The 21,168-nt window shown below is 63.4% G+C and carries 17 protein-coding genes and 1 pseudogene; 6 read left to right on the top strand and 12 right to left on the bottom strand.

Translation table 11 applies throughout. The features are described 5' to 3' along the window. The first annotated feature begins 201 nt into the window (after positions 1–201). Positions 202–555 carry a hypothetical protein gene (locus LD110_RS02110; RefSeq protein ID WP_225496010.1) on the top strand — a complete coding sequence of 118 codons (354 nt, stop codon included), beginning with the start codon at positions 202–204 and terminating at the stop codon, positions 553–555. Positions 556–597: 42 nt separating this feature from the next. Here the strand turns inward: LD110_RS02110 and LD110_RS02105 are convergent, their stop codons facing one another. From LD110_RS02105 to LD110_RS02085, 5 genes are read right to left on the bottom strand one after another with little or no spacing between them, the layout of a single operon-like run. Further along, the gene (locus tag LD110_RS02105) at positions 598–2,985 is read right to left on the bottom strand and encodes an alpha-L-rhamnosidase (RefSeq protein WP_225496008.1); all 2,388 of its coding nucleotides are present in this window, start codon (positions 2,983–2,985) and stop codon (positions 598–600) included. Then, entirely contained in the window at positions 2,982–4,292 is a 1,311-nt protein-coding gene (locus LD110_RS02100) for an MFS transporter (protein ID WP_225496006.1), read from the bottom strand. The genes LD110_RS02105 and LD110_RS02100 overlap by 4 nt, the downstream gene beginning before the upstream one ends. Positions 4,293–4,334: 42 nt before the next feature. Continuing rightward, complete coding sequence (gene uidA, locus LD110_RS02095) at positions 4,335–6,161, bottom strand: beta-glucuronidase (RefSeq protein WP_225496005.1); 1,827 nt, start codon at positions 6,159–6,161, stop codon at positions 4,335–4,337. Between the two features lie 31 nt (positions 6,162–6,192). After that, positions 6,193–7,410: a family 1 glycosylhydrolase gene (locus LD110_RS02090; RefSeq protein WP_225496004.1), complete on the bottom strand. Its 1,218-nt coding sequence runs from the start codon at positions 7,408–7,410 to the stop codon at positions 6,193–6,195. Between the two features lie 33 nt (positions 7,411–7,443). Further along, positions 7,444–9,048: a hypothetical protein gene (locus tag LD110_RS02085; protein ID WP_225496003.1), complete on the bottom strand. Its 1,605-nt coding sequence runs from the start codon at positions 9,046–9,048 to the stop codon at positions 7,444–7,446. A 264-nt stretch (positions 9,049–9,312) separates the two neighbouring features. Between LD110_RS02085 and LD110_RS02080 the strand changes: the two genes are divergently transcribed. The 3 genes from LD110_RS02080 (at position 9,313) to LD110_RS02070 (ending at position 11,923) form a co-directional block, all read left to right on the top strand. Next, complete coding sequence (locus LD110_RS02080; RefSeq protein WP_225496002.1) at positions 9,313–10,452, top strand: sensor histidine kinase; 1,140 nt, start codon at positions 9,313–9,315, stop codon at positions 10,450–10,452. After that, a complete protein-coding gene (locus LD110_RS02075; protein WP_225496001.1) occupies positions 10,449–11,111 on the top strand; it encodes a response regulator transcription factor in 663 nt (220 codons plus the stop codon). Before LD110_RS02080 ends, LD110_RS02075 begins: the two co-directional genes overlap by 4 nt. A 197-nt stretch (positions 11,112–11,308) precedes the next feature. Further along, positions 11,309–11,923, top strand: coding sequence for a dihydrofolate reductase family protein (locus LD110_RS02070; protein ID WP_225495999.1), 615 nt, complete (start codon positions 11,309–11,311; stop codon positions 11,921–11,923). Positions 11,924–11,972: 49 nt separating this feature from the next. On the opposite strand, the gene LD110_RS02065 is transcribed toward LD110_RS02070, so the two are convergent. The 4 genes from LD110_RS02065 to LD110_RS02050 all read right to left on the bottom strand — a co-directional run bounded on the left by LD110_RS02065 (position 11,973) and on the right by LD110_RS02050 (position 16,309). Continuing rightward, positions 11,973–12,473 carry a hypothetical protein gene (locus LD110_RS02065; protein WP_225495997.1) on the bottom strand — a complete coding sequence of 167 codons (501 nt, stop codon included), beginning with the start codon at positions 12,471–12,473 and terminating at the stop codon, positions 11,973–11,975. Between the two features lie 224 nt (positions 12,474–12,697). After that, entirely contained in the window at positions 12,698–14,026 is a 1,329-nt protein-coding gene (locus LD110_RS02060; protein WP_225496425.1) for an MFS transporter, read from the bottom strand. A 606-nt stretch (positions 14,027–14,632) separates the two neighbouring features. Continuing rightward, positions 14,633–14,836: a cold-shock protein gene (locus LD110_RS02055; RefSeq protein ID WP_225495995.1), complete on the bottom strand. Its 204-nt coding sequence runs from the start codon at positions 14,834–14,836 to the stop codon at positions 14,633–14,635. Positions 14,837–15,175: 339 nt separating this feature from the next. Further along, complete coding sequence (locus tag LD110_RS02050) at positions 15,176–16,309, bottom strand: SpoIIE family protein phosphatase (RefSeq protein WP_225496423.1); 1,134 nt, start codon at positions 16,307–16,309, stop codon at positions 15,176–15,178. Positions 16,310–16,373: 64 nt separating this feature from the next. On the opposite strand from LD110_RS02050, the pseudogene LD110_RS02045 reads away from it, so the two are divergent. Further along, positions 16,374–16,604, top strand: a pseudogene (locus LD110_RS02045) (aldo/keto reductase); the annotation flags it as partial. Positions 16,605–16,759: 155 nt separating this feature from the next. Here the strand turns inward: LD110_RS02045 and LD110_RS02040 are convergent. Next, on the bottom strand, positions 16,760–17,815 hold the full coding sequence (locus LD110_RS02040; protein ID WP_225496421.1) for a DNA polymerase IV: 1,056 nt from the start codon (positions 17,813–17,815) through the stop codon (positions 16,760–16,762). Positions 17,816–18,102: 287 nt separating this feature from the next. Between LD110_RS02040 and LD110_RS02035 the strand changes: the two genes are divergently transcribed. After that, on the top strand, positions 18,103–18,453 hold the full coding sequence (locus LD110_RS02035; RefSeq protein ID WP_225495993.1) for a zinc ribbon domain-containing protein YjdM: 351 nt from the start codon (positions 18,103–18,105) through the stop codon (positions 18,451–18,453). On the opposite strand, the gene LD110_RS02030 is transcribed toward LD110_RS02035, so the two are convergent. Together LD110_RS02030 and LD110_RS02025 are read right to left on the bottom strand one after the other, a co-directional pair. Beyond that, complete coding sequence (locus tag LD110_RS02030; protein ID WP_225495992.1) at positions 18,440–19,450, bottom strand: beta-ketoacyl-ACP synthase III; 1,011 nt, start codon at positions 19,448–19,450, stop codon at positions 18,440–18,442. The genes LD110_RS02035 and LD110_RS02030 overlap by 14 nt on opposite strands. Continuing rightward, positions 19,447–21,168, bottom strand: coding sequence for a SulP family inorganic anion transporter (locus LD110_RS02025; protein ID WP_225495991.1), 1,722 nt, complete (start codon positions 21,166–21,168; stop codon positions 19,447–19,449). The genes LD110_RS02030 and LD110_RS02025 overlap by 4 nt, the downstream gene beginning before the upstream one ends.

Genomic DNA, 21,168 nt, shown 5'->3' with positions numbered 1-21,168 from the left:
AAGAATGCAATTGATCTACATGACTTATTTGCCACATCATTGGTGATGTAGTAGTAACGCGCGCGAAACAATAGGAAGACGCGATGCCAGCGGCAGCTGGCCGGCGGCTCAGGCGCTGCGGCGCGAATCCGCCCTCTCGGGCCACCCTCAACGACGAACCCTCCAACCCTCAGCGGTTGGCAAAATCTTTGAAAGGATGACATGGAACAGCTCTGGGAAATCGCAGGTTGGGCAGGCGCCGCCGCGATCCTTAGTGCGTATCTGGCCGTCTCCATGGGTTGGTGGAAAACTGGCGCGGGCTTTCAGATGGCAAATCTCCTCGGCGCTTGCGCCTTCATCGTCAATGGCGCGTTTCACGAAGCATGGCCGTCCGTGGCGACCAACATAGCCTGGTTTCTCATTTCCGCAGTGGCGCTTCTTCGCATGCGGGCCGCTGGGCGGCCCCGGACACAGGGTGAGGAGACTGCGCATGGTGCTCCGCAGATTCAATTCCCCGGCGTTCCGGAGACCGGTCCAATCGCCATTGTTAAAGTCCACGGTGGCTCTTCACCGTGATAGTGACACGCACGATGTACTAGTCGGCGCGCTTGATGGTCTTCAGCCCACGAAACTAGGGGTGAGGCAGGACACTTGGTGTCGTCCGGGACCGTATGAAGAGGACGCTCCGTTGGGCAAGGTGACCTGTGCCTCGCTTCCCTCAGGAACGGTGAATTCGACCCGGAATTCGTCGTCGAGGATCGACCAGGAGACGTCGATGCCACCCTTGGGCGAGATGAAGCAGTAGCTGGCCGAGCTGACCTCCCCGCCGGGAAAAGGCCGGACTTCGAAGCTGTCCCATCCGACTGATCCGGGTGCCTGGCGCAGTCCCACGAGGTATTCGTGGAGGAACTGGACCACTGCGCCCTTGCTGTAGTGGTTGAGCGATGCGTGGGCGATCCCGTTTTCTTCGATGCCTTCCCAGTCCTCCCAGATGGTCGTCGCGCCCCGGTCCAGCATTCCGAGCCATGACGGCATGCCGCGCCGGAGGAGCAGCCGGAAGGCAAGGTCTGCCCGTCCGTGCTCCGCAAGGGTTGGCAGCAGCAGCCCGCTGGAAAGGAAACCGGTTCCGATGCGGTCGTCAGCTTCGTGGATGAGCTGCACGAGGCGATCCACGGCTGCGTCGCGGAGGGGTTCGGGGACGAGGCCGAATGCGAGGGCCCGGACATACGCACCTTGGGTGTCTTCGCGGGTGCGACCTTCGAGTGTAAGGAACTCCGTCTGCCAGGCGTCCTTCACCGCAGCGGAGATCCGGCCGTACCGCTCAGCGGCTTCCTCATGGCCGAGTATTCGAGCGATGCGGCCTAGGGCCGACGTCGAGCGGTAGAGGTACGCCGTACCGACCTCGCCGCGGTCAGCGCTCATGTAAGCGTACGGGTTCTCCGCCAAGGGGTCGATGAGCGATCCGTCCGAACGCCGGTGCTTGGGCTCGGCCCATTCACCGTAGTGGAATGGCGCGTCCCAGACATAACGCTCGTGGGGGAGCGGCACCTCTGACCGCGCGATCCGCGTGGGGTGCCGGAGAGTCCGGGCAAGATTGATCGCGTAGTCCACCCAGCGGACCATCGATTCCCAGCTCTCGGCGAGGATCTCCGAATCGCCGTACGCCTCGTAGATCGCCCAGGGGACGAGAACCGTGGCGTCGCCCCAGCCTGCGGACCCGCCCATGGCTCGCATCGGGTTGTCCGGATGCCGCCGCATTCTGGCCGAGTCAGGGGAGAAGGCGGCCGGCAGTCCGTCGTCGCACTGATCATCGCGGACGGACTGCAGCCATTTCCGGGAGAATCCTTGGACGTCAAACATCATGGCCGCCACGGGCGCGAAGACCTGGTAATCACCAGTCCACCCCGAGCGTTCGCGGGTAGGGCAGTCGGTGGGCACATCCACGATGTTGCCCCTGAAGCTCCACACCGCTGCCTCATGCAGGCGTTCGAGGTCAGGCGAACTGCACTGGAACCATCCGCGCCGCTCGAGGTCGGAATGGACGACGACGACCGTCAGGTTCTCGGGCGAAAGCTCGCGGCCAGGGTGGGTGATGCGAACGTACCGGAACCCATGGACAGTGTGCCGCGGTTCGAAGACGTTGCCATTGTCTCCCGCGATGACAATGTCCGTCTGGTTGAACTTCAGCCGTTCCCCGCGTGGGGTCGTCATGTCCAGATGTTCTGTGGTTAAGTCGCCGCCGGCGTCGAGATGCTCGCCGAATTCGAGCACTGTCTTGGATCCAGCGGGCCCGAGGTCGCTGAGCCGAACCCATCCGGAGAGGTTCTGGCCGGCGTCGAGGATGGATACTCCGTCCCTAAGCCTCCTGAGGGAGGTCGGCTTCCGTTCCTCCACTCGGCGCACCGGCGGGGCCGGCGACCATGACGGTGCTGGCGGGGAGACCAATCCAACGCGAACCGGTGCGGGATCGGCCTGATCGGGGTCGATGCGGAAGTCCGTGGTCTGTCCGGTCATCAGGTCTGCCCTGACGATTGGGCTGGGCAGGGTGGACCAGTCACCACCGGTGTTAATGGTCACCTTGCTGCCCGAGTCGAGGGAGATCTCCAGCTGCGCGAGGGCGGCGGTGGTGTCGCCCCAGACGTTCCTCCGTTGGGCTCCGCTGTTCCTACCGCGGAACCAGCCATCGGAGAGGACGAGGTCAATCTGATTCTTTCCGGTGGTGAGAAGGTATCCGACATCGTACTGCTGGGCGTACAGGGTCTCGTCGTAGTTCGTCGAGCCGGGGGCAAGTTCAACGTCGCCTACCCTGACGCCGTTGATGAACGCCTCGTAGACACCCAAAGCGGTGGCGTAGAGCGTCGCTGCGCGGGGTATGGCCCTCAGTTCGAAGGACTTGCGAAGCGTGTAGGCGCCTCTGTCTTCCGGACCGGCGTCCTCCTCGGATTCAGTAGGCGAGATCCACTGTGCTGTCCAGGAGACAGGATTGATGGCGGGGTTATTGCTCATCGGACGGACTTCACTTTCAGGACGATGCACAGGCCTCCGATCAGTGCGAGGGCGGCCCCCGCGAGGTAGAGGGCGGTGTAGTTCTTCTCGGCGCCATTCGCGCCGAGGACGATCACCAGCGGCGCCAGGAGCGGGGCGATGGCGCTGGGGATCCGCTGTGAGAATCCGACGACGGCGAGGTAGCGCCCTGCCTGGGCGCGGTCGGGAAGTACGGCGAACACAATGGCCCCGTCGACTGCGCCGAAAACGGCGATCGCACCCTGCATGAGGATGGCACCGACCACGAGCACAAACAAGGAGTGGGCGAAGGCTTCAGTGATGCCGCCGGCCACGAAGAGCAGGGCTCCGATGAAAGTGAAGAGCTTGCGGCGGCGGAGCTTATCTGACAAGAAGCCGCCGAGGAGCGCGCCGGCGCTGGCAGACACGACGCCCAGCAATCCGATGATGGCCACGGTTCCTGCGACCTCCTTGACAGGGAGGCCGAGGCGCTGCGCGTAGAAGAAGGTGCCGAATGTGGTGTTGAAGTAGAGGCCCATGAAGAAGATAAACCGCCCCAGCCAATTCCACGCGAAGTCCGGGTACTTCCTGGGGCTGAAGACGTAGCTTGAGAGGAGGCTCTTGACGCTCACGGCACTGTTGTGGACGAGCCCAACAGAGCTACCCTCTCGCTTGACGAGCGGGAAGAGCAGGAGCAGCGCGAGTCCCACAAACCCGGGGACCAGGAACACGAGGAGCATGCTTGAGGAGACAGCGTAGGCGATGCCGATGCCCAACACAGGCGCCACCTGGGCCGAGAGGCCGCTGAGGGCGGAGATCTTGCCACGTTGTTCCTCGGGAATGCGGTCGGCCTGGAGGTTAAGAATGGCCTGCCCTGCTGCCGCCCAGCCGAAGAGCCCGAAGACCCATCCGACGCCGACGAGGAGCACGGTGGGTGCCAAGGCGATGCCGGTGAGGCCGAGGAGCCCCAGGAGGGCGCCTCCGATCATGAAGGGTGTGCGGCGCCCCAGGCGCGAGCGGAAGCGGTCGCTCCAGACGCCGATGAGGGGGCTTGCGGCGATGGATATGAATTGCGCGGTCCCCGTAACGTATCCGAGGACCTCCTCGTGCCCGGGTGCCAGCTGGGAGATGCGCACGGACAGCGAATAGGAGAGTGGCACGATGAAGGCCATCGAGACGCCGAAGTTCGCAAGTGACATGAAGGTGAGATAGCTGGCACTCGCCTTTTCCAGCGGCGGTGCTTCGATCGCAGGCACGGCCGCGGCGGCGGGTTCTTCCTGCAGCCCGATCTCCAGGTTGGGGTTGACCATAATGACTCCTTTGTCGTGAGTGGGAATAAAGCGCAGGGGCGGCTAGGCGATGGGAGCGGTGAGCACCGGCTCCTGGACGGTTTGGGTTCCGGGTTTGCGTCCGCGAAGTTCCTTCCATCGCTCGCGGAGGGCGAAGGCGGCCGCTTTCGGCTTGCGATCCCGGGTGAAGACGCCCTTCTTGTTCCCGTCGACGCGATGAATTGCGGGGCCCGTGCCGAAGTCGGCGAAGTTCCAGACGTGTTCGCCGACGAATGACGGGATGCGGTCGAAGACCCGGTGGTTCATGGCGAGGAAGTCAGCTTGGAATTCCTCGGTCCACGGCGTGCTCGTTACGGAGTGGAGGCCGGGGATGGTGTCCGCGCCGTATTCGCTCATCATGATTGGCTTGCCGTACTTCGTCATCCAGCCGCGTAGGTCGGCCTCGAGGAGCTTCTCCGCCGTCTCGAGGTCGCCCGTTGCCACGTACCAGCCGTAGTAGCGGTTGAGTGAGATGACATCCACGAGGTCGGCGGTGCGGTCGGTTTCGCACGTGGCGAAGATGACCGTCGTCATGGTCACAGGCCGGGTTGGGTCGAGCTCCCGGGTGAGGTCTATGAGCGGCTCGAAGTACTCCCGCGCCCCTTCCTCGTTCGACGAGGGCTCGTTGGCTACGCACCACATCACCACGCTGGGGTGGTTCTTGTCCCGGTCGATGAGCTCGCGCAGGTGCTGGGCGTGTGCAGCCTGGGTCCGGTCGTTGATGGTGTCAGGGGAGAAGGTGGGCCGCGGCGGCTGTCCCGTCAGCCCCGCTTCGACGGCGAGGTTGAGCCCGACGGCGGCGGTCTCGTCGATCACGACGATCCCGTGGCGATCAGCGTACTCGAGGACCTCTTCGGCGTAGGGGTAGTGGGAGGTGCGGAAGGAGTTCGCGCCAGTCCAGTCCAGGAGACGGAAGTCGTGGACGAGGTAGGCGTTGTCATGGCCCTTGCCCCGGACCGCCGAGTCTTCGTGCTTGCCGAAGCCAGTGAAGTAGAACGGCTCGCCATTGATCAGGAACTGGTCCCCTTCAACGGCTACTGTCCGGATTCCTACGGGGAGCTCGTACTTATCCACTGTGTGCCAGCCGTCGTGGATCTCGATCTCCAAGCGATAGAGGTAGGCCGCCCCTGGCCTCCACAGCACCGCATCATCGACGCGGAGTGTTCCGGAGTGCCCGTCGCAGGACGCAACCGTGATTCCTGCTTCGTCCAGGAGCCGCACGCTCGCCGGAGCCGGTTCGCTCGCCGTCAGGCAATATGCGACAAGCCCGGTTCCGCCGTCGACGTCGGTGGTCACCGTAACGTCGGTGAGGTGGGTGCGGGGAGTGCTGTACAGCCACACGGAGCGGGCCAGGCCCGCGTAGTTATAGAAGTCATGGAAGTAGCTCTGGTGTTCCTTCCCATCCGCACCGATGGCCAGCTTTCCGGGCGGGATCGTGACGTTCGTCAGCCTGTTGTCTACCGCCACGGTGAGCCGGAATTCTGTCCCCGCCGCGACGACGTCGGTGAGGTCCGCTTCGAAAGGGGTGTACCCGCCGTCGTGCTCTGCGACGACGACGTCGTCCACATACACGGCGGCCGCGTGCGTGGCGGCGTCGAAACGGAGGACGATGCGCTGGTCCGCCCAGCCTCGCGGCACGCGGACGGTTCGCTGGTACCAGACGAGGCCCACGTGGTCGTGGATCTCCCGGTCCGCGAACAGGTCGTTGTAGCTAGCCGGGACGGCCGCTTCGAGGTGGGTGTCGAGGGGTGCCCTCCACGGTTCTGGTCCGAGTTTCGTATCGAGGGCAAAGAGCCACAGCCCGTCGAGGCTGGCGAGGTCGCGGGTGGCGGTGGCTAGAGGCTTCAGCATTGAAGGTCTCCTGAGGTAGTTGGCTGGCTGGTTAATGTGCGACGGCGGTGGGCGCGCCCGCGCGGGCGACGGAGCCGAGCCATGCGAGGCTGGGCTTGGGGGTACGAACGAAAGTCGTCCGGTCCACGCTCACGAGCCCGAACGTCGGCTCCCAGTGGCCCCACTCGTAGTTGTCCAGCAGGCTCCAGTGCAGGTAGCCACGGACGTCAATGCCGTCGTCGACCGCTTCGGCGATGTGGCGGAGCGCTTCGCCCGTGTAGGCGATGCGGCGCGCATCGTCCGCTGTGGCGATGCCGTTCTCGGTGATGAGGATCGGAATGCCGCCGGTGACTTCTGCCGTGTGGCGCAAGGCGATGCCTATGGCGTCGGGGCGGTAGGCCGTGCCGACGAGGGTGTTATCGGGTTGCTGTGGGTGGGGTTCGATGCCGGTTTCGCTGACCCACTGACTCGAGTACGACTGGACGCCGACGAAGTCGTCCCCTGCGGAGCCCTCGAGGTACAGGTCCTCCCAGATGTATTCGAGTTCGCGCTTCTTCTCCTCGGCTCCGGGTCGGGCCACGAAGGCTCGATTCGCCACCGTCCAGCCGACTTTGGCGTCGGTCCGGTGGCGGACAATCTCGCGTGCTGCGTGGTGCGCTTCGACGAGGCGGGCGCCAATCTCCGGGTCCGGCGGCGGGAGCTGCGGCCGTGGGTCCTGGTCGACGGTTGGGCTCTGCCAGTCCTGCTGGGCCGTCGGTGCAGCGGTCATCATGCGCCGCATGGTCGTCATCATGGCGAGCATATTCGGCTCGTTCATTGTTGCGACCCATTCGACGTCTTCCAGGATGGAGCTGGACTCGGCGACGTATGCGGAGAATCGCTCGACGGCGCGGTCGCTGAGCCAGCCGCCCTCTTCGGCAAACCAGCGCGGGGTCGTGAAGTGGTTGAGGGTCACCACCGGCGTGATGCCCAGTTCCAAGGCTGTGCCGATCATGCGGCGGTAGTGGGCCAGCTCTGCGCGGGAGAACTGTCCCGGGAGGGGCTCGATGCGGGCCCACTCGATGCCGAAGCGGTAGGCGTTTAGGCCAGCGCCGGCGAGGAGCTCCATGTCCTCGCGGAACCGATGGTAGCTGTCGGTCGCGTCGCCGCTGGGCTCCATTCCGGGGACGGTCTGCTCCTGCACCCACCAGTCGCTGTTGATATTGTTGCCCTCGATCTGGTGCGGCGCCGTGGAGGCTCCCCAGAGGAAACCATGCGGGAAGTTGTTCATTGTTCCTTTGAAACCTTTCATTTTGTTTCTGTGCTACTCGACAAGGTCTTCGATGTTCAGCTGGACGTGTCCGTAGCGGGCGAAGCCGTGGCTCTTGGGTAGCCCATCGGTGTCGGGGTCAAACAGCAACCGGGTTCCCTCCTGGCGGCCGGACCATGTGGCACGGAGCCGCATCTCGCCAGCCTGCTCGCCGGTGACTTCCAGATCGGCCCGGTATACCGTGTCGCTGGTGAATGAGCTGCGTGTCTGTTCGTAGCCGTTGTAGAAGCTGCGGCCGTCGTCGCTGTAATCGACGTACGTGGTTTTCGACGATGCGGCTCGGCCGGCGGCGATATCGCCTGCAACACGTTCGAAGTCGATGTGCCCGGAGTGCGCTCCCGCGATGCGTCCGGAGCGGGCAGGCTCGGAGGGTGCCCTCAGCACGTGTTGGGCGGCGGCTCCGCTGATGCCGTAAGGAGCCGTCGACGGCGTTGGCTGGGTGGGGATGGGAGCTGACGGTTGGTGGTCTAGCAGATGGGCTGTACGTACGCGCATCTCGCGATAGGATCCCGGATGCTCACTTCCGCGAAGCATCTCCAGCCACATGGCCTTCCGACCCGAGGGGTGCCAGGACATCGGAGAGCAGTAGACCCAGGATTCATCGGGGTTGTTCAGCGGCACGCCTTCGTAGCCCGGCTCTTGCATGGACCGTTCGATGTCGATCAGTACGGGGCCCACGTTGCCTTCGCGGAAGCTGCGCACGCCGGAGACGGTGTACGTGTAGACGGCCCAGGCCAGGCCCATGCCCGAGAGGATTGCGTGGGGTCGCGGCACGAGCCCCAGGATCGCTGCGTCGGTACGCTTTGAGGCGCGCGAGGTCATGACAAGCCCGAGGCGTTCGTCGGGGGAGAAGATCGTCGTCTCGTCGTAACCCGGCGTCCGCGTGATCCGGACCATTTCTTCTGAGTCCAGGTCCTGAACGACGGAGTCGGGCAGGAAGCCGTCAATGCCGCCGGCGGACGAGATCGCGGTGCCGCCGCGAACGAACTGCTTGACTTCCCCTCCCCTCATGGGCGCCGGGAGGAAGTAGCCCTCGCGGCGCGGATCAGGGGCAAGCGGGTCGACGGTGCTGATGATCGACTGGTCTTCGATGACGTAGCGGTCATCGTCGCGACGCAGTTTGCCCAAGCCGACGGCAGCGCCCAAATCGTTGCGCAGGATCGTCCAGGCGATGTGCTCGTTGTCGGGGGAGACGATGATCTCGGACCAGTGGTGCGTGGTCGTGGGGTCGTCTTCCAGCCCCCACGGATACTCGACAGGTACGAGTTCGGCGGCGGTGCATGTGTCAATGTCCGGGCTGCATTCGAGCACGTAGTCGCCGAGGAGAACGCGTCGGTTGTCGGCGAAGGGCATGTGTCGGATGCCATTGGCCTTGGCATGTTCGGGGATTCGGCCGGAGAAGATCGTACTGAAGTTGCCGCCGTCGTCATCGACCACCGCCGCGTGATACCAGTCTTCACCGTAGGGGTCCTCGTCGGTGCGATAGAGCACGAAGACTTTCCCGGAGTAGGTGTATGTGGCGCTCGGGTCCCGCACGTGCCCCGGGAGTGGGACGTCGGCGATTTCAATCCGACCGAAGTCGTTTGTGGTGATTTGCATGATGACAACAGTCGCGCTTTCCCTTCGTGCGCACATCCGGCCAGCACAGTCACTCTGGGTGTGCAGTTGCAGTAGGCCGCATACCGCAATCGCGGTAGATCCGCCGACTGGGCAGACAGCAGGCGAATTCGTGCAATAGCCTCTAATCAAGCAGGCAGATCGGGGATATTCCGCCGGCGCGGGTTCACCGATCAGGAGGAGGCGATGATGCCCAGGTCACATCACCTTCTGAGGTTGCGTCCCGCGGCTACGGAGGTACCTGGGATGTTGGCGACAAGGACTTGGGAACTGTCGCTGGACTTTGTCGCCGTTCTTATGGTGATCATCGAGCTGTCCCGCGAGCTGACCCTCGGGGCTTCAATCATGAGCCTCTCGCGTTTGGCCGTTGCAGCGATCTGCGTTGGGCTGCGCCGAAAGTTTCCAGTGAGCGCAAGCCTCATCGGTGCCGCGGCCGGCGCGGGCATCGTCTTGGATCCGGGCTACAACCTCACGGTGTGGACGCTGGTTCAGATCTGCCTCTTCTCTGTTCCGCTTCGACGGTCAAGAAGCCTGTCGATCATCATTGGCATCATTGTGTGTCTCCCGCAGTACATCCTCGCCATGGTCGTCTTCAAGGTGGGTCCGCTCGAACCCACAGCGTTGGTGTCGCCGCTGTGGACGGCTGCGGTCCTCGGAATCGCCCTTTCCCTCCGCAATCACCAGAACTACATTTCTGCGCTCAACCGGAGTGCACAGGCGGCCATCGATGCTCGCGAAAGCGAGGCCATGCACCGCATGGCTGAAGAGCGGCTACGCATTGCGCGGGATCTTCATGACGCCGTCGCCCATAATGTCGCGGTCATCAACGTGCACGCGGGCGCCTTGGAGCGGATTATTCCTGCACCCACCCCGGCCGTCCATAACTCCCTTACAGAGATCAGCAAAGCCTGCCGCAATGTCCTGACCGAGATGCAGGACATCCTCTCCGTCCTTCGCCGGACGGAGGACGAGCCTGTTCGCACGCCCACTAGTGCGGTAGGGGTTCCTGCCCTCATCGATTCGTTCCGCGGCCTGGGGATGGAGCTTCGCTCGGACATCGACCTCGATCCGCCGCTCGGAGCGTCGTCAGACGCGGCTCTTTACCGCATCATCCAAGAGGGCCTGACGAATGCACATCGCCATGGAACCGGCGCGGCGACATTGCACGTCTACAGAAGCGGTGACAAGCTTCGGATCGACATTGAGAATGCCGTGGCGGATGCGGGAAGCGGCCCGGGAAGCGGGGGGTTCGGACTGATCGGCATGCGGGAACGCACTATTGCCGCCGGAGGGTCGTTTGAGGCGGGGAGGCGCCAGCGATCGTTCGTGCTGAGGGCGGCACTGCCCTTGGCGGCAACTGAGCCAACGGAAGAAGCAGGAGCATGATCACGGTCCTGCTGGTCGACGACCAGCCCGCCATCCGAGTAGGCCTTCGGGCGATTCTTGAATCCGCAGGATTCCGTGTGGGAACCGAGGCCGGCAATGGCAGGGAAGCTCTGCTCCTGGCGCAGGAGATTCGTCCGGAAGTCGTCCTCATGGATCTTCGTATGCCAGGGACCGACGGAACTGCGGGAGTCCGTCTTATTCGCGCCCAGCCTGAGCTCGAAGATACCAAGATCATCGTCCTGACCACTTTCGACGATGATCCAGATGTGCTCGAAGCTCTCCGGGCGGGCGCCGATGGCTTCCTGAGCAAGAGCGCCGGCCCAGAGGAGATCATCGACGCGGTGCGGAAGGCTTCGCAGGGAGATATCACGCTTTCGCAGCGCGCCCAGAAGGCACTGCTGCGTCACCTCTCCACTGGATCCGGCACCGTGCCCACGGCCCAGGACGCTGCATTGGCAGCAGCACTCACGGCACGTGAGCGGGACATCGTGATTGCGGCCGCCGAGGGTCTGGATAATGAGGCCATCGCCAGGGCCTTCTTCATTTCCCCGCTCACGGTTAAGACGCACATCAACAGGGCAATGGCCAAACTCAATGCAAGGGACAGGGGCCAGCTGGTCGCCGCGGCCTACCGCATCGGCCTGATGTCCAAGAACTGACACACAGAGCAGATCCCCGCACCGCGGGAAAGAGCTACCGCTCCCACGCCACCGCCATCCGCCTTGTTGCCGTGCCGCCGTCTCTCGACCTGAGATGCGTTCGTCGCTAGTGTGGCATGCAGTGATGCCGACTCTGAGCCGTCCGGTCGATGCACGGAGGTGGCATTCGGTCAGCCGTTCACCCGAAGGAGTACGCCATGGGAATCCTCTCCGTCGACCTGTTCATCACCCTGGATGGCGTGTACCAGGCACCGGGCGGCCCTGACGAGGACCGAGAGGGAGGCTTCAACTTCGGCGGCTGGCAAGGGGCATATTTCGACGACGAGACCGGCGCGGTGATCGGTGCTGGCATCGACCGCATGGACGCGCTGCTGCTCGGACGCAAGACTTACGACATCTTCGCGGCGTTCTGGCCTACCCGGGGCGACGACGACCCGATCGCGGTGACGTTTAACGCTCTCCCAAAGTTCGTCGTGTCTCGCTCCCTGACCGATCCGGCATGGGAGGGCACCACTGCGCTATCGGACGTCGCGGAGGTGGCTGCACTGAAGGACCGGTTCGACGACATCCATGTCATTGGCAGCGGCGACCTGGTGCGGTCGCTGCTCGAGGCCGACCTCGTCGACCGCCTGAACCTCTTCCTCTACCCACTCACTTTGGGATCGGGCAAGCGGCTGTTCGCCGACGGCACCGTGGTGCCGGCTGCATTCCGATTCGCGGAGCCACCGCAGGCATTCCCGAAGGGCGCGATCTCGCTCGCGTACGAGCGCGCGGGCGCGCCGGTCACGGGCATCGACATCAGCCAGCAGTAGGGTCAACTACTCGGTCGCCGCTGACGCGATCCGATCTATCGACTAACGGTCAGTGCTGTGTCGTCGCGGGGCTCCGCAGTCCGCTGTAGGCTGTCACGACTCCGACAAGGAAAACGACGACGGCGAGGTAGATCAGGCCGAGGTGACCAAGCGTGGCCAAACCCCATGGGTAGTGCGCGGGGAGGGCCACGGCGAGTCCGACGATGGGGACTATGACGGCTGTGGCGAAGGCCCACCGTTCTCCGCGGCGAACCCCATACCAGGACAAGCCTGCGACGGCCAGACCAGTCGCAGCAATGAAGCCGCTGACCGCTATGTGCAGATGGCTGATGTAATGATACAGCTGCGGGCTGAATGCCTCGATCTCTGCCTTCCCCTTATTCACTTGATCGGGGCCGATGCCCAGCTCGAGGAACGCGTCCGTGAAGTTCAGTACCAAGAAGATTACGGCGTATCCCACGAAAGCCAGGCCGGCCAGCGTCATAAGTGCAGCCCCTGTCCGGAGGCGGGACTGCTGCCTTTGGGGAGTTTGGATGGTGGACAAGGCCACCACCCCCTTTCTTATTCAAGGAGATACTTGAATAAGAACTCCCAGAAGGCACTCTTGTCAAGAGAACTCTTGAATAACAACCCGAGGTGTGGGATTACCCGGAAAAGGACGTGCGCACGGCATGGCACCGCCGGCCGCTGCAGAGATCTAAAGGCTTGTAGCCCCGCTGGGACCATTCGTCCCAACGGGGCTACAGGCCAGGGGAGAGTCCTTGGCGGTTGAGCCTAGTGCGAGTATGCTGCCGCGGCCTCGGTGAGCGTCTTGCCTTTCGTCTCCGGCGCCAGCCATTGGGCCAGCGCGGCACCGACGATGGCCACGCCGGCGGCGATCAGCATGGTGGGACCGGGTCCGAGGTCCTCCATGGACATGGGGAAGAGGAAGATTCCGATGCCTGCCCCAATACGGCTAACAGCGGCGGCGAAACCCGTTCCTATCCCTCGAATCTCGGTGGGTAGGACTTCGCCCGGGTAGACGTTCGTCAACGTGTTATACCCCGCATTGAAGAAGGAGAAGACCAGGAAGAGGATCAGCACAATGATGGCTGGCGCGCCGGCCCACAGACCGATGATCGCGAGGACGATGCCGCACAGCCACTGCCCAGGGACGGTCAGCGTGCGTCGGCCAATCTTTTCGATCAACAGGAACGTAACTACCACCCCGGCCAGGGCGACGGCGGACAGCCCCACTCCGCCAGCAAGTCCGCCGGCAAGACCGTACTGCTGCAACACGCTGTCAGCGAAGGTGGCGATCGCGAAGTAGGGTGTCACGGCGCAGAACCAGAATCCTGAGATAAAGAGCGTAGAGCGCCAGTACTCCCTGGAGAACAGCATCCTGAAGCTGCCCTTGCGAACATCCTCGTGCTGGACGTCGTCAAGCGCATCGTCGTGCATGTACTTTGCGGCGAGGGCGCGGGCCTCGTCCTTGCGGCCTACGCTCCACAGCCAGCGTGGTGACTCCGGCATTCCGAGCCGGGCCAGGAAGATGGCAACTGCGATGAACGTGCTGGTACCCAGGATGAAATGCCAGCTCAAGCTGGTGTACTCATTGAGCAGATGGCCGATCAGGAACGCGATCATGAAGCCGCCATACCAAGCGATTCCCATTGCGGCCATGAGACGCCCCCGCAGATGGGTTGGCGAGAATTCAGCCATCAGGGGCCACCCGACGGCGTATTCGGTGCCAATGGCTATACCCATCAGGAGTCGCACCACAATGAGCAGCACCGGCGAGTCGACGAAAAACTGCATTGCCGACGCGATGGCGAACAGGCCGATGTCGAACATGAAGATTGGCTTGCGGCCCCATTTGTCGGCGGCCCAGCCACCGAGCGGTGAGCCGATCAGGATCCCAATCAGGGCGGCCGCGGCGATCAGGCCCTGCCAAAACGCAGTGAGCTGCAGGTCCGCCGCCATCCTTCCTGATACCGGTCCGATAATGCCGAGGACGTAGCCATCCAGAACCATGCCCCCGATCAAAACGGTGACCATTCTGATCAGGAAGCGTCGTTTGCTTGCCGTCGAGGCAAGGCTCCGGTTCTCTGTTGCGTTGTTCATGGCTGACACTGGGCACTCCTGACGGCTGGCGTGGCTGGCGTGGTTTCCGCTTCGTCCGCGGCACTGCGAAGTTGGCGCTTGAACATGGTTTGACCTCCCGGTCAATGAGGGCATCGGCCTCCGATGGGCGATGGGCCTGGGTGCTGATCTGGGTACACCGCATGCCGCACGCGTCACAGCTGAGCCAATACGCTACGAAGTTGTTCTCGGGCGAGCGGAGCAGAGCACTGCATGCCTTGATGCAGTGATTCCCGCCGAACTGCCCGAACGTGACTTACACCACTAAAGATACATCATTGTAGGATAAATGCAATAACTTTTTGGTGCACGAACTGCAAGTGGCAGCAACAGCTGCCGGTGCAATCCTTGCCCGCTGCTCGCGGCAGTCCGGCAGTCTCGTTCGTGTTAGAAGGAAGGTTCGGTTCATGAAAGAGCCGCTGTGGCGCTGCAAGCAAGTTCAGTTCTCCAGTCCTCAAAACAAAAAAACGTGCACCCCGGGAAGTCCCGGGGCGCACGTTTGTGGGCCTGATCGACGATTTCGATGAAACTCTGGAATGGTAAAGGCGCGCGGATTAGCGACTTACCTGGCCCAGCAAAGGCGTCCGCCTACACGATTCGGATGTTTTGTGCCTGTGGTCCCTTTTGACCCGGTTCAATGTCGAATGTGACCTTTTGGCCCTCCTCCAGGCTGCGGTATCCGCCGCCGGTGATCGCGGAGTAGTGAGCGAACACGTCTGCGCTTCCGTCATCGTTCGCGATGAAGCCGTAGCCCTTTTCTGCGTTGAACCATTTGACCGTACCGGTTGCCATTCCTTTTTCCTCCTGGGCGTTTTTTGGCGGATTCGCTTTGCCGAGTCCGTTCACGTTGCCCTCGGACGCCAGCATATGTGCGCTTGCAGCGCCCGGCAACGACAATGACTAAATCGTTAGGGCTCGGTGTCACGCGTCGCACTCCCGACGGGCGGCGGGAAATGCCGCATTTCGACAGCCGCGCCGTTTGTTGGCCCCCCGTTGGTGGCGGAAGCCTCGCTCAGGCCGGCAAGGGAGCGACGGCGGCGGGCCCTCCGTTGATGATGGCTGTCCGTACCCAGACTCAGTTCAACGAGCGCCCTCGCCACCGCCTTAGCGGCCCGCAACTCCTGACTAAACTCAGCCCTTACTTCCTGCGAATCCTGCGGTGCGGCGGACCATCACCACGGTGACGTCGTCTTCCGCCTCCCAGTCGGGCGCCAAGTGCAGGATCGCATTACAGGCCTCCTCGGCCGAGGCATGCTCCCGAACTGTCGCCGCAATATGCGCAGTGAACTCATCGATAGTGGCGAAGGCATCCAGCACGCCGTCGCTGACCACCACCAGCGCGTCGCCCGGGGCCAATTCGATTGAGGCCGATTGCCAGCGCTGTTCGGTCCAAGCACCTACGGGTGCCCCCGCAGAAAGGAGCCGTAGGACGGGACCGGCTGCGGGGATGTGCAACGCCAGGCCATGGCCGGCGTCGACGTAGCTGACTTTGCCGGAGGCAGCATGAAGGCGGGCGTGGAAGACGGTGATAAACGATCCGGACTGCTCGAGGTCTCCTTCGATAGTGCGGCTGGCCGATTCGAAGGCCTGGCCGACGTCGGACTCCAACGCTACCGAGCGCATGACCGCGCGGGCAGTTGCTGCTATCAGCGCGGCGCCCATTCCCTTGCCCATGGCGTCGGCAAAGGTCAGGTGCATGCCGTCTTGTGTCGGATACCAGTCGTAAAAGTCGCCGCCGACGCTGCGTGACGGGCGGAAACCGCCGGCGACGTCGTATTCGTCCAATTCCGGGGAGTCCCCGGGAAGGAGGCTTCGTTGCACCTCGGCGGCTCGAACCAGCTCGCTGTCTGGGACCGGTGGCTGTGCTCCAGTGGCGGCCAGTGGAACGTTGACGCGGCGGAAGAGGCGGTCCACCCGCGCTTGGAATTCTTTGATGCTGAACGGCTTGGTGATGTAGTCGTCCGCGCCTGTGTCCAGGCCGTTGAGACGATCGATCTCGGTACCGCGAGCCGTGATCATGATGATGAAGGCATTGGAGAATCCGCGTAGGACCCTGCAGACTTCCAGCCCATCGACGTCCGGCAGATTGAGGTCGAGTGTGACCAGTTCGGGACGCGTTTCGCGGATGACGTCGATGCCTTCGTCTCCGGTTCCGGCTTCGTAGACTTCGAAGCCCTTGCCCCGAAGGACGTGCACGAGCAGCTCGCGAATGTCGGGGTCGTCCTCGATTACAACGGCGCGGCGCGTACTCAGGGTGGAAAACATAAGCCAATTAACTTCTGACACGCCCCATTTGTCACATTCGCCCAGAATATTTCGATGGATGGACGGTGGGACACCCGCACAGGTAATGCTGCGCTGGCATCTGCAGCAGGGCCGCTCAGCCATCCCGAAATCCACCAACCCGGCCCGCATAGCGGAGAACTTCGAAGTGTTCGACTTCCAGCTCAGGGCCGATGAGCTCGCATCCATCGACGCGCTCGATGCCGGTGTGCGCAACGGCCCCGACCCGGACGTGGCTCGGCCGGAGCGCTTCGCCATGGTCATCCCCGAAGCCTAGAAAGCACGCGCCAAAACGCCGAGGAGCCCGCCAAGACCACCATCTGGGGCGAGCACATCAGGGACGACGAATGCAGCGGGAACCAAGTATTGCGAGTCGTCCCGGCCGAGACGCTGCACTCTTGACTTTGTTTTGTCGGTTAGACGTCGACGCCGTCACCAACCGCCGCGCGTCGGAGTGTGTCCCTTTCGGGCATCGTCAGGCATTGCCATTTCGGCGCGCAGGCCGAGGAGTCGAATCGGACGGCCCGCTTCGATAGCGGCTGCGAGGTCCAAGGCCCGCGCGAGGATTTCGTCCCGGTCGAACGTCTCGGGAATCTTCTTCGCATGGGTCTTGGTCAAGAACGGTGCATACCGAACCTTGAGGGTCAGCCCCACCACGGGCCGTCCTTCGGCCACAACGTCCTCGAGGACACGCGCTGTCAATTCCCTCACGGCGTCGTTCACCTGGGCAGGCTCGGCGAGGTCCCGCTGGAAAGTTGTTTCTCGGCTGTGCCCGCGGGCAACCCACGGGGTGTCGTCCACAACGTTGGTGCCGTCCCCGCGTCCAAGCTCCGCATACCAAGGGCCCATCCTGGGGCCGAACTCCGGGACCAGGTCTTGGGGGTCGGACGCGGCGAGCTCGGCAACGGTGTTGATACCGAGTTTGGCCAGCCGGGCTGACACTCTGCCTCCGACACCCCACAGGTCCTTGGTAGGCCGACTGCCCATGACTTCGAGCCAGTTGGCGGAGGTGAGACGGAAAACACCAGCCGGCTTGCCGAAACCGGTGGCGACCTTTGCTCTGACCAGGGTGTCTCCGATGCCGACGCTGCAATGCAGCTGCGTTCGCTCGAGGACAGAGGCCTGTACCTGCCGGGCGTAGGCTTCCGGATTCTCTGTTTCGGTACCTACGAACGCCTCATCCCAACCCAGCACCTGCACAGTGGCGCCGGGCTGCGCACGCAGGGTAGCCATCACCGTTTCGGAGGCAGCGAGGTAAGCCTCATGATCCACGGGCAGTATCACAGCGTCAGGCACCTTCCGTGCCGCAATGCGCAAGGGCATTCCGGAACCCACGCCGAACGCCCTGGCTTCATAGGATGCGGTCGACACCACAGCTCGTTCTGTGGGGTCGCCCCGACCCCCAACAATGATTGGTTTCCCCGCAAGCTCCGGCCGACGAAGCACTTCGACCGCCGCAATGAACTGGTCGAGATCGACGTGGAGCACCCACCGGATTCCGCTCACACCACCAGTCTGCACTAAACACCCCTGATTTCGGCGGCCATGGTAAGCAGATCCACGCCATGCATGGCATCGGCCGCCCGAAACAGGTGCCAGGTGCGAGAATGCCTGCGCGCGCACGAATGCCGCAGTCGTAAGCGACCGGAGTCCAGGAATGAGGCCGCGGGCGCTTCATCTGCTTGGAGACTGTGCAAGGGGGACAAGACGACCTGGCAGCGAGACCGCTTGGCGGCGACTGAACAGCAGATTGTCAGCCCGTCTATTATTGGTTGGTGAGCGAAATCCTCCCCCCCTGCCCTGAATGCGCCAGCGAATACACCTACGAGATGGGCGCTTTGCTGGTTTGCCCCGAGTGCGGCCACGAATGGTCACCGGCTGTGCCCGAGCAGGCAGATGCCGAGTCAATAGCGATCAGAGACGCCGTCGGAAACGTGCTCACAGATGGGGATACCGTGACGGTCATCAAGGACCTCAAGGTCAAGGGGAGCGCCACCGCAATCAAGGTTGGAACCAAGGTTCGCAACATCCGCCTCGTGAACGGTGTGGGTGACCATGACATTGACTGCAAAGTGGACGGCTTCGGCGCCATGCAACTCAAGTCCAGCGTGGTCAGGAAGGTCTGAGCCCTCCCGCTCCACCGGCGGCCACGGGTGTGCGGATGACCTGCCCTGCATAGGAGAATCCTCCGCCAAATCCAAACAGCAGCACAGGGCTGTCGGGCGCCAGTTGTCCGCTTCGGACGAGTCTGGCCAGCGCGATCGGCACGCTGGCCGCAGACGTGTTCCCGGAGGTGACAACGTCGCGCGCCGTGATGGCGAGGGGGATACCGAGCTGGTCGGCCAGAGGCTCGATGATGCGCAGGTTCGCCTGGTGTGGGACAAAACCTGCGAGTTGCTCTGGCTGGATCCCGGCCATCTCGCAGGTGCGCCGGGCAAGTGTTGCCGCTTTGCTTATAGCCCAGCGGAAAACGGACATTCCTTCCTGCTGGAAGCGCAGTTCGGGATGTTCAATCCGGACGGCGTGGGCCAGTTCCGGTACTGAGCCCCAGTGCACTGGTCCCACGCCAGGGGAAGTCGATGCCTGCAGGACCAGGGCGCCAGCGCCGTCACCGACCAGCACGCAGGTGCTCCTGTCTGTCCAGTCGGTAAAGTCGCTGAGCTTCTCCGCGCCGATGACCAAGGCCGTTTCGGCGGCTCCCGCCCGGATAGCCTGGTCTGCAACCGCAAGGGCATGAGTGAAACCCGAGCAGGCGGCGTTGATGTCGAAAACAGCCGGGTTGTTTCCTCCGAGGCTTGCGGAGACCCGTCCGGCGGTGCTGGGGGAGCGGTCCTGTGCGGTCACGGTTGCCACTACGATAAGGTCCAGAGTGCCGGCGTCGATGCCTGCGTCCTGCAGTGCGTCCAGCCCGGCCTTGATGGCCATGTCCGCCACGGACTCGGAGTCGGCAATGTGACGTGTTTGGATCCCCACCCTGGTCCGGATCCACTCATCGCTGGTGTCCACCATCTGGCTTAGTTCGTCGTTCGTCAGGATCTTGTCCGGCTGGTAGGAGCCGACGCCGATGACGCGGGATCCGCGGGTGCTGGGCTCTTCTGCAGTGGTGTGCGGGTCTCTGGTCATGGCTGCTCCGGGGGTAGGGATTTGTCTGATGCTTGAGTTGGTTGCTTGGTGCCCTGCGTATCCTGAACGGGCGGCTTCTGGCCGGCTGTTCGTGCGGCTTGTGCACGGCTCACGTGGCTGCGGGCGTGTTCCACGGCGGATGGCAGTTCAGTGAAGAGGTGTTTGTGGTGGCGGAGGGATTCCAAGACCCCCACCCTGGTAACGAGCCGAAGATGACGGTCCTGGACTCCCTTGATGAGGACTGTGATTCCTCGGCGTTCGAGGGCTTGGACGATGTCCGTGATCACCCTGGCGCCGGTTGCGTCCAAAATCTGGAGTTGGGACATTCGGATGATGACGACGTCGACGTTCTCGATTGCGCTCACCCGCTCCAGGACGCGCTCGGCTGCGGCGAAGAAGAGGGCTCCGTCGAGGCGGAAAACGGCAATGTGTTCGTCACCGTCGTGAACCGGGCCGGGAATCTCTTCCCGGTGCACACCGCTGGAACGGACCAAGGCGCGCAGGGCAAAGAAGGAAGCGACGGCGATGCCGATCTCCACCGCCTCGATCAGGTCGAAGGACACGGTGATGATCGCGGTAACGAAGAACACAACGGTGTCCGCCCGTGTAGAACCGATGACGCCGCGCAGCGCGGTGGGTGAAACCATCCGGGTCGCGGTGACCATAAGCACGCCGGCCAGGGCAGCGAGCGGGATCCGGGACACCGGGCCGGTGGCCAGGTACACCACGGCCAGCAAAAGTATGGCGTGGGTGATGGCAGCCAGGCGTGTCCTGCCGCCCGAGCGGATGTTAACCGCTGTGCGAGCGATGGCTCCGGTGGCCGGCATGCCGCCGAAGAATCCGGACGCGATCGATGCCAGGCCCTGGCCTAGGAGTTCACGGTCGGCGTCGTACGGGCCGGTGTCAGAGATTGAGGCGGCAACTCGTGCCGAGAGCAATGACTCGATGGCGGCGAGGGCCGCGATTGTCGCCGCCGGTCCTGCCAGAGTGGTCAGCGTGGTCCAGTCCGGGAAGGGAATGACTGGTGACGGCAGGCTCTGGGGCAGTGCGCCGATCCTGGCGACGGGAAGATCGAGGATTTGTGCGACGACGCTGGCAACAATGATGGCGACAAGCGAGCCGGGAATCCGCGGATGGATCCGGGGCGCCGCAATCATGATCACTACCACTAGCGCCACCAGCGCGGCCGGTGCCAGGGCCGAGGCAAGGGACACCGTGGCCAGGGCCTGGAAGGCAGACACAGCGGCGTTGGTGCCGGGCCCGGAATGGGACCCGAACGCTGCAGGGATCTGTTGGAGGAAAATAATCACGGCAATGCCGACCGTGAACCCTTCAATCACTGGCCAAGGCAGCAAGGTAACGATCCGGCCGAGTTTGAGCAGCCCCGCAGCCAGGACGATAACACCGGCCATGACGCACACGGTTGCCAACGCACCGAGCCCATGGGTGGCGATTACCGGCCCCAGGACCACCACCATGGCTCCGGTGGGCCCGGACACCTGGACGTTGGAACCCCCGAATACTGCCGCGACGATGCCCGCAACAACCGCGGTGATCAAGCCGCTGGCCGCACCCGCGCCGGAACTGACTCCGAAGGCCAGCGCCAGCGGCAGGGCGACGATGCCCACGGTGACTCCGGCGACAAGGTCGTCTTTCCAGCTACCCGGAAGCTGCGCATAATCTTGCCTACCCGGCAGCAATGCCCGGGCGGTGGCCAT

Source organism: Arthrobacter sp. M4 (assembly GCF_020251205.1).
GTDB lineage: Bacteria > Actinomycetota > Actinomycetes > Actinomycetales > Micrococcaceae > Arthrobacter.
The sequence above is the reverse complement of the archived record's forward strand: the minus strand, read 5'-3'. Positions and strand labels throughout refer to the sequence as shown.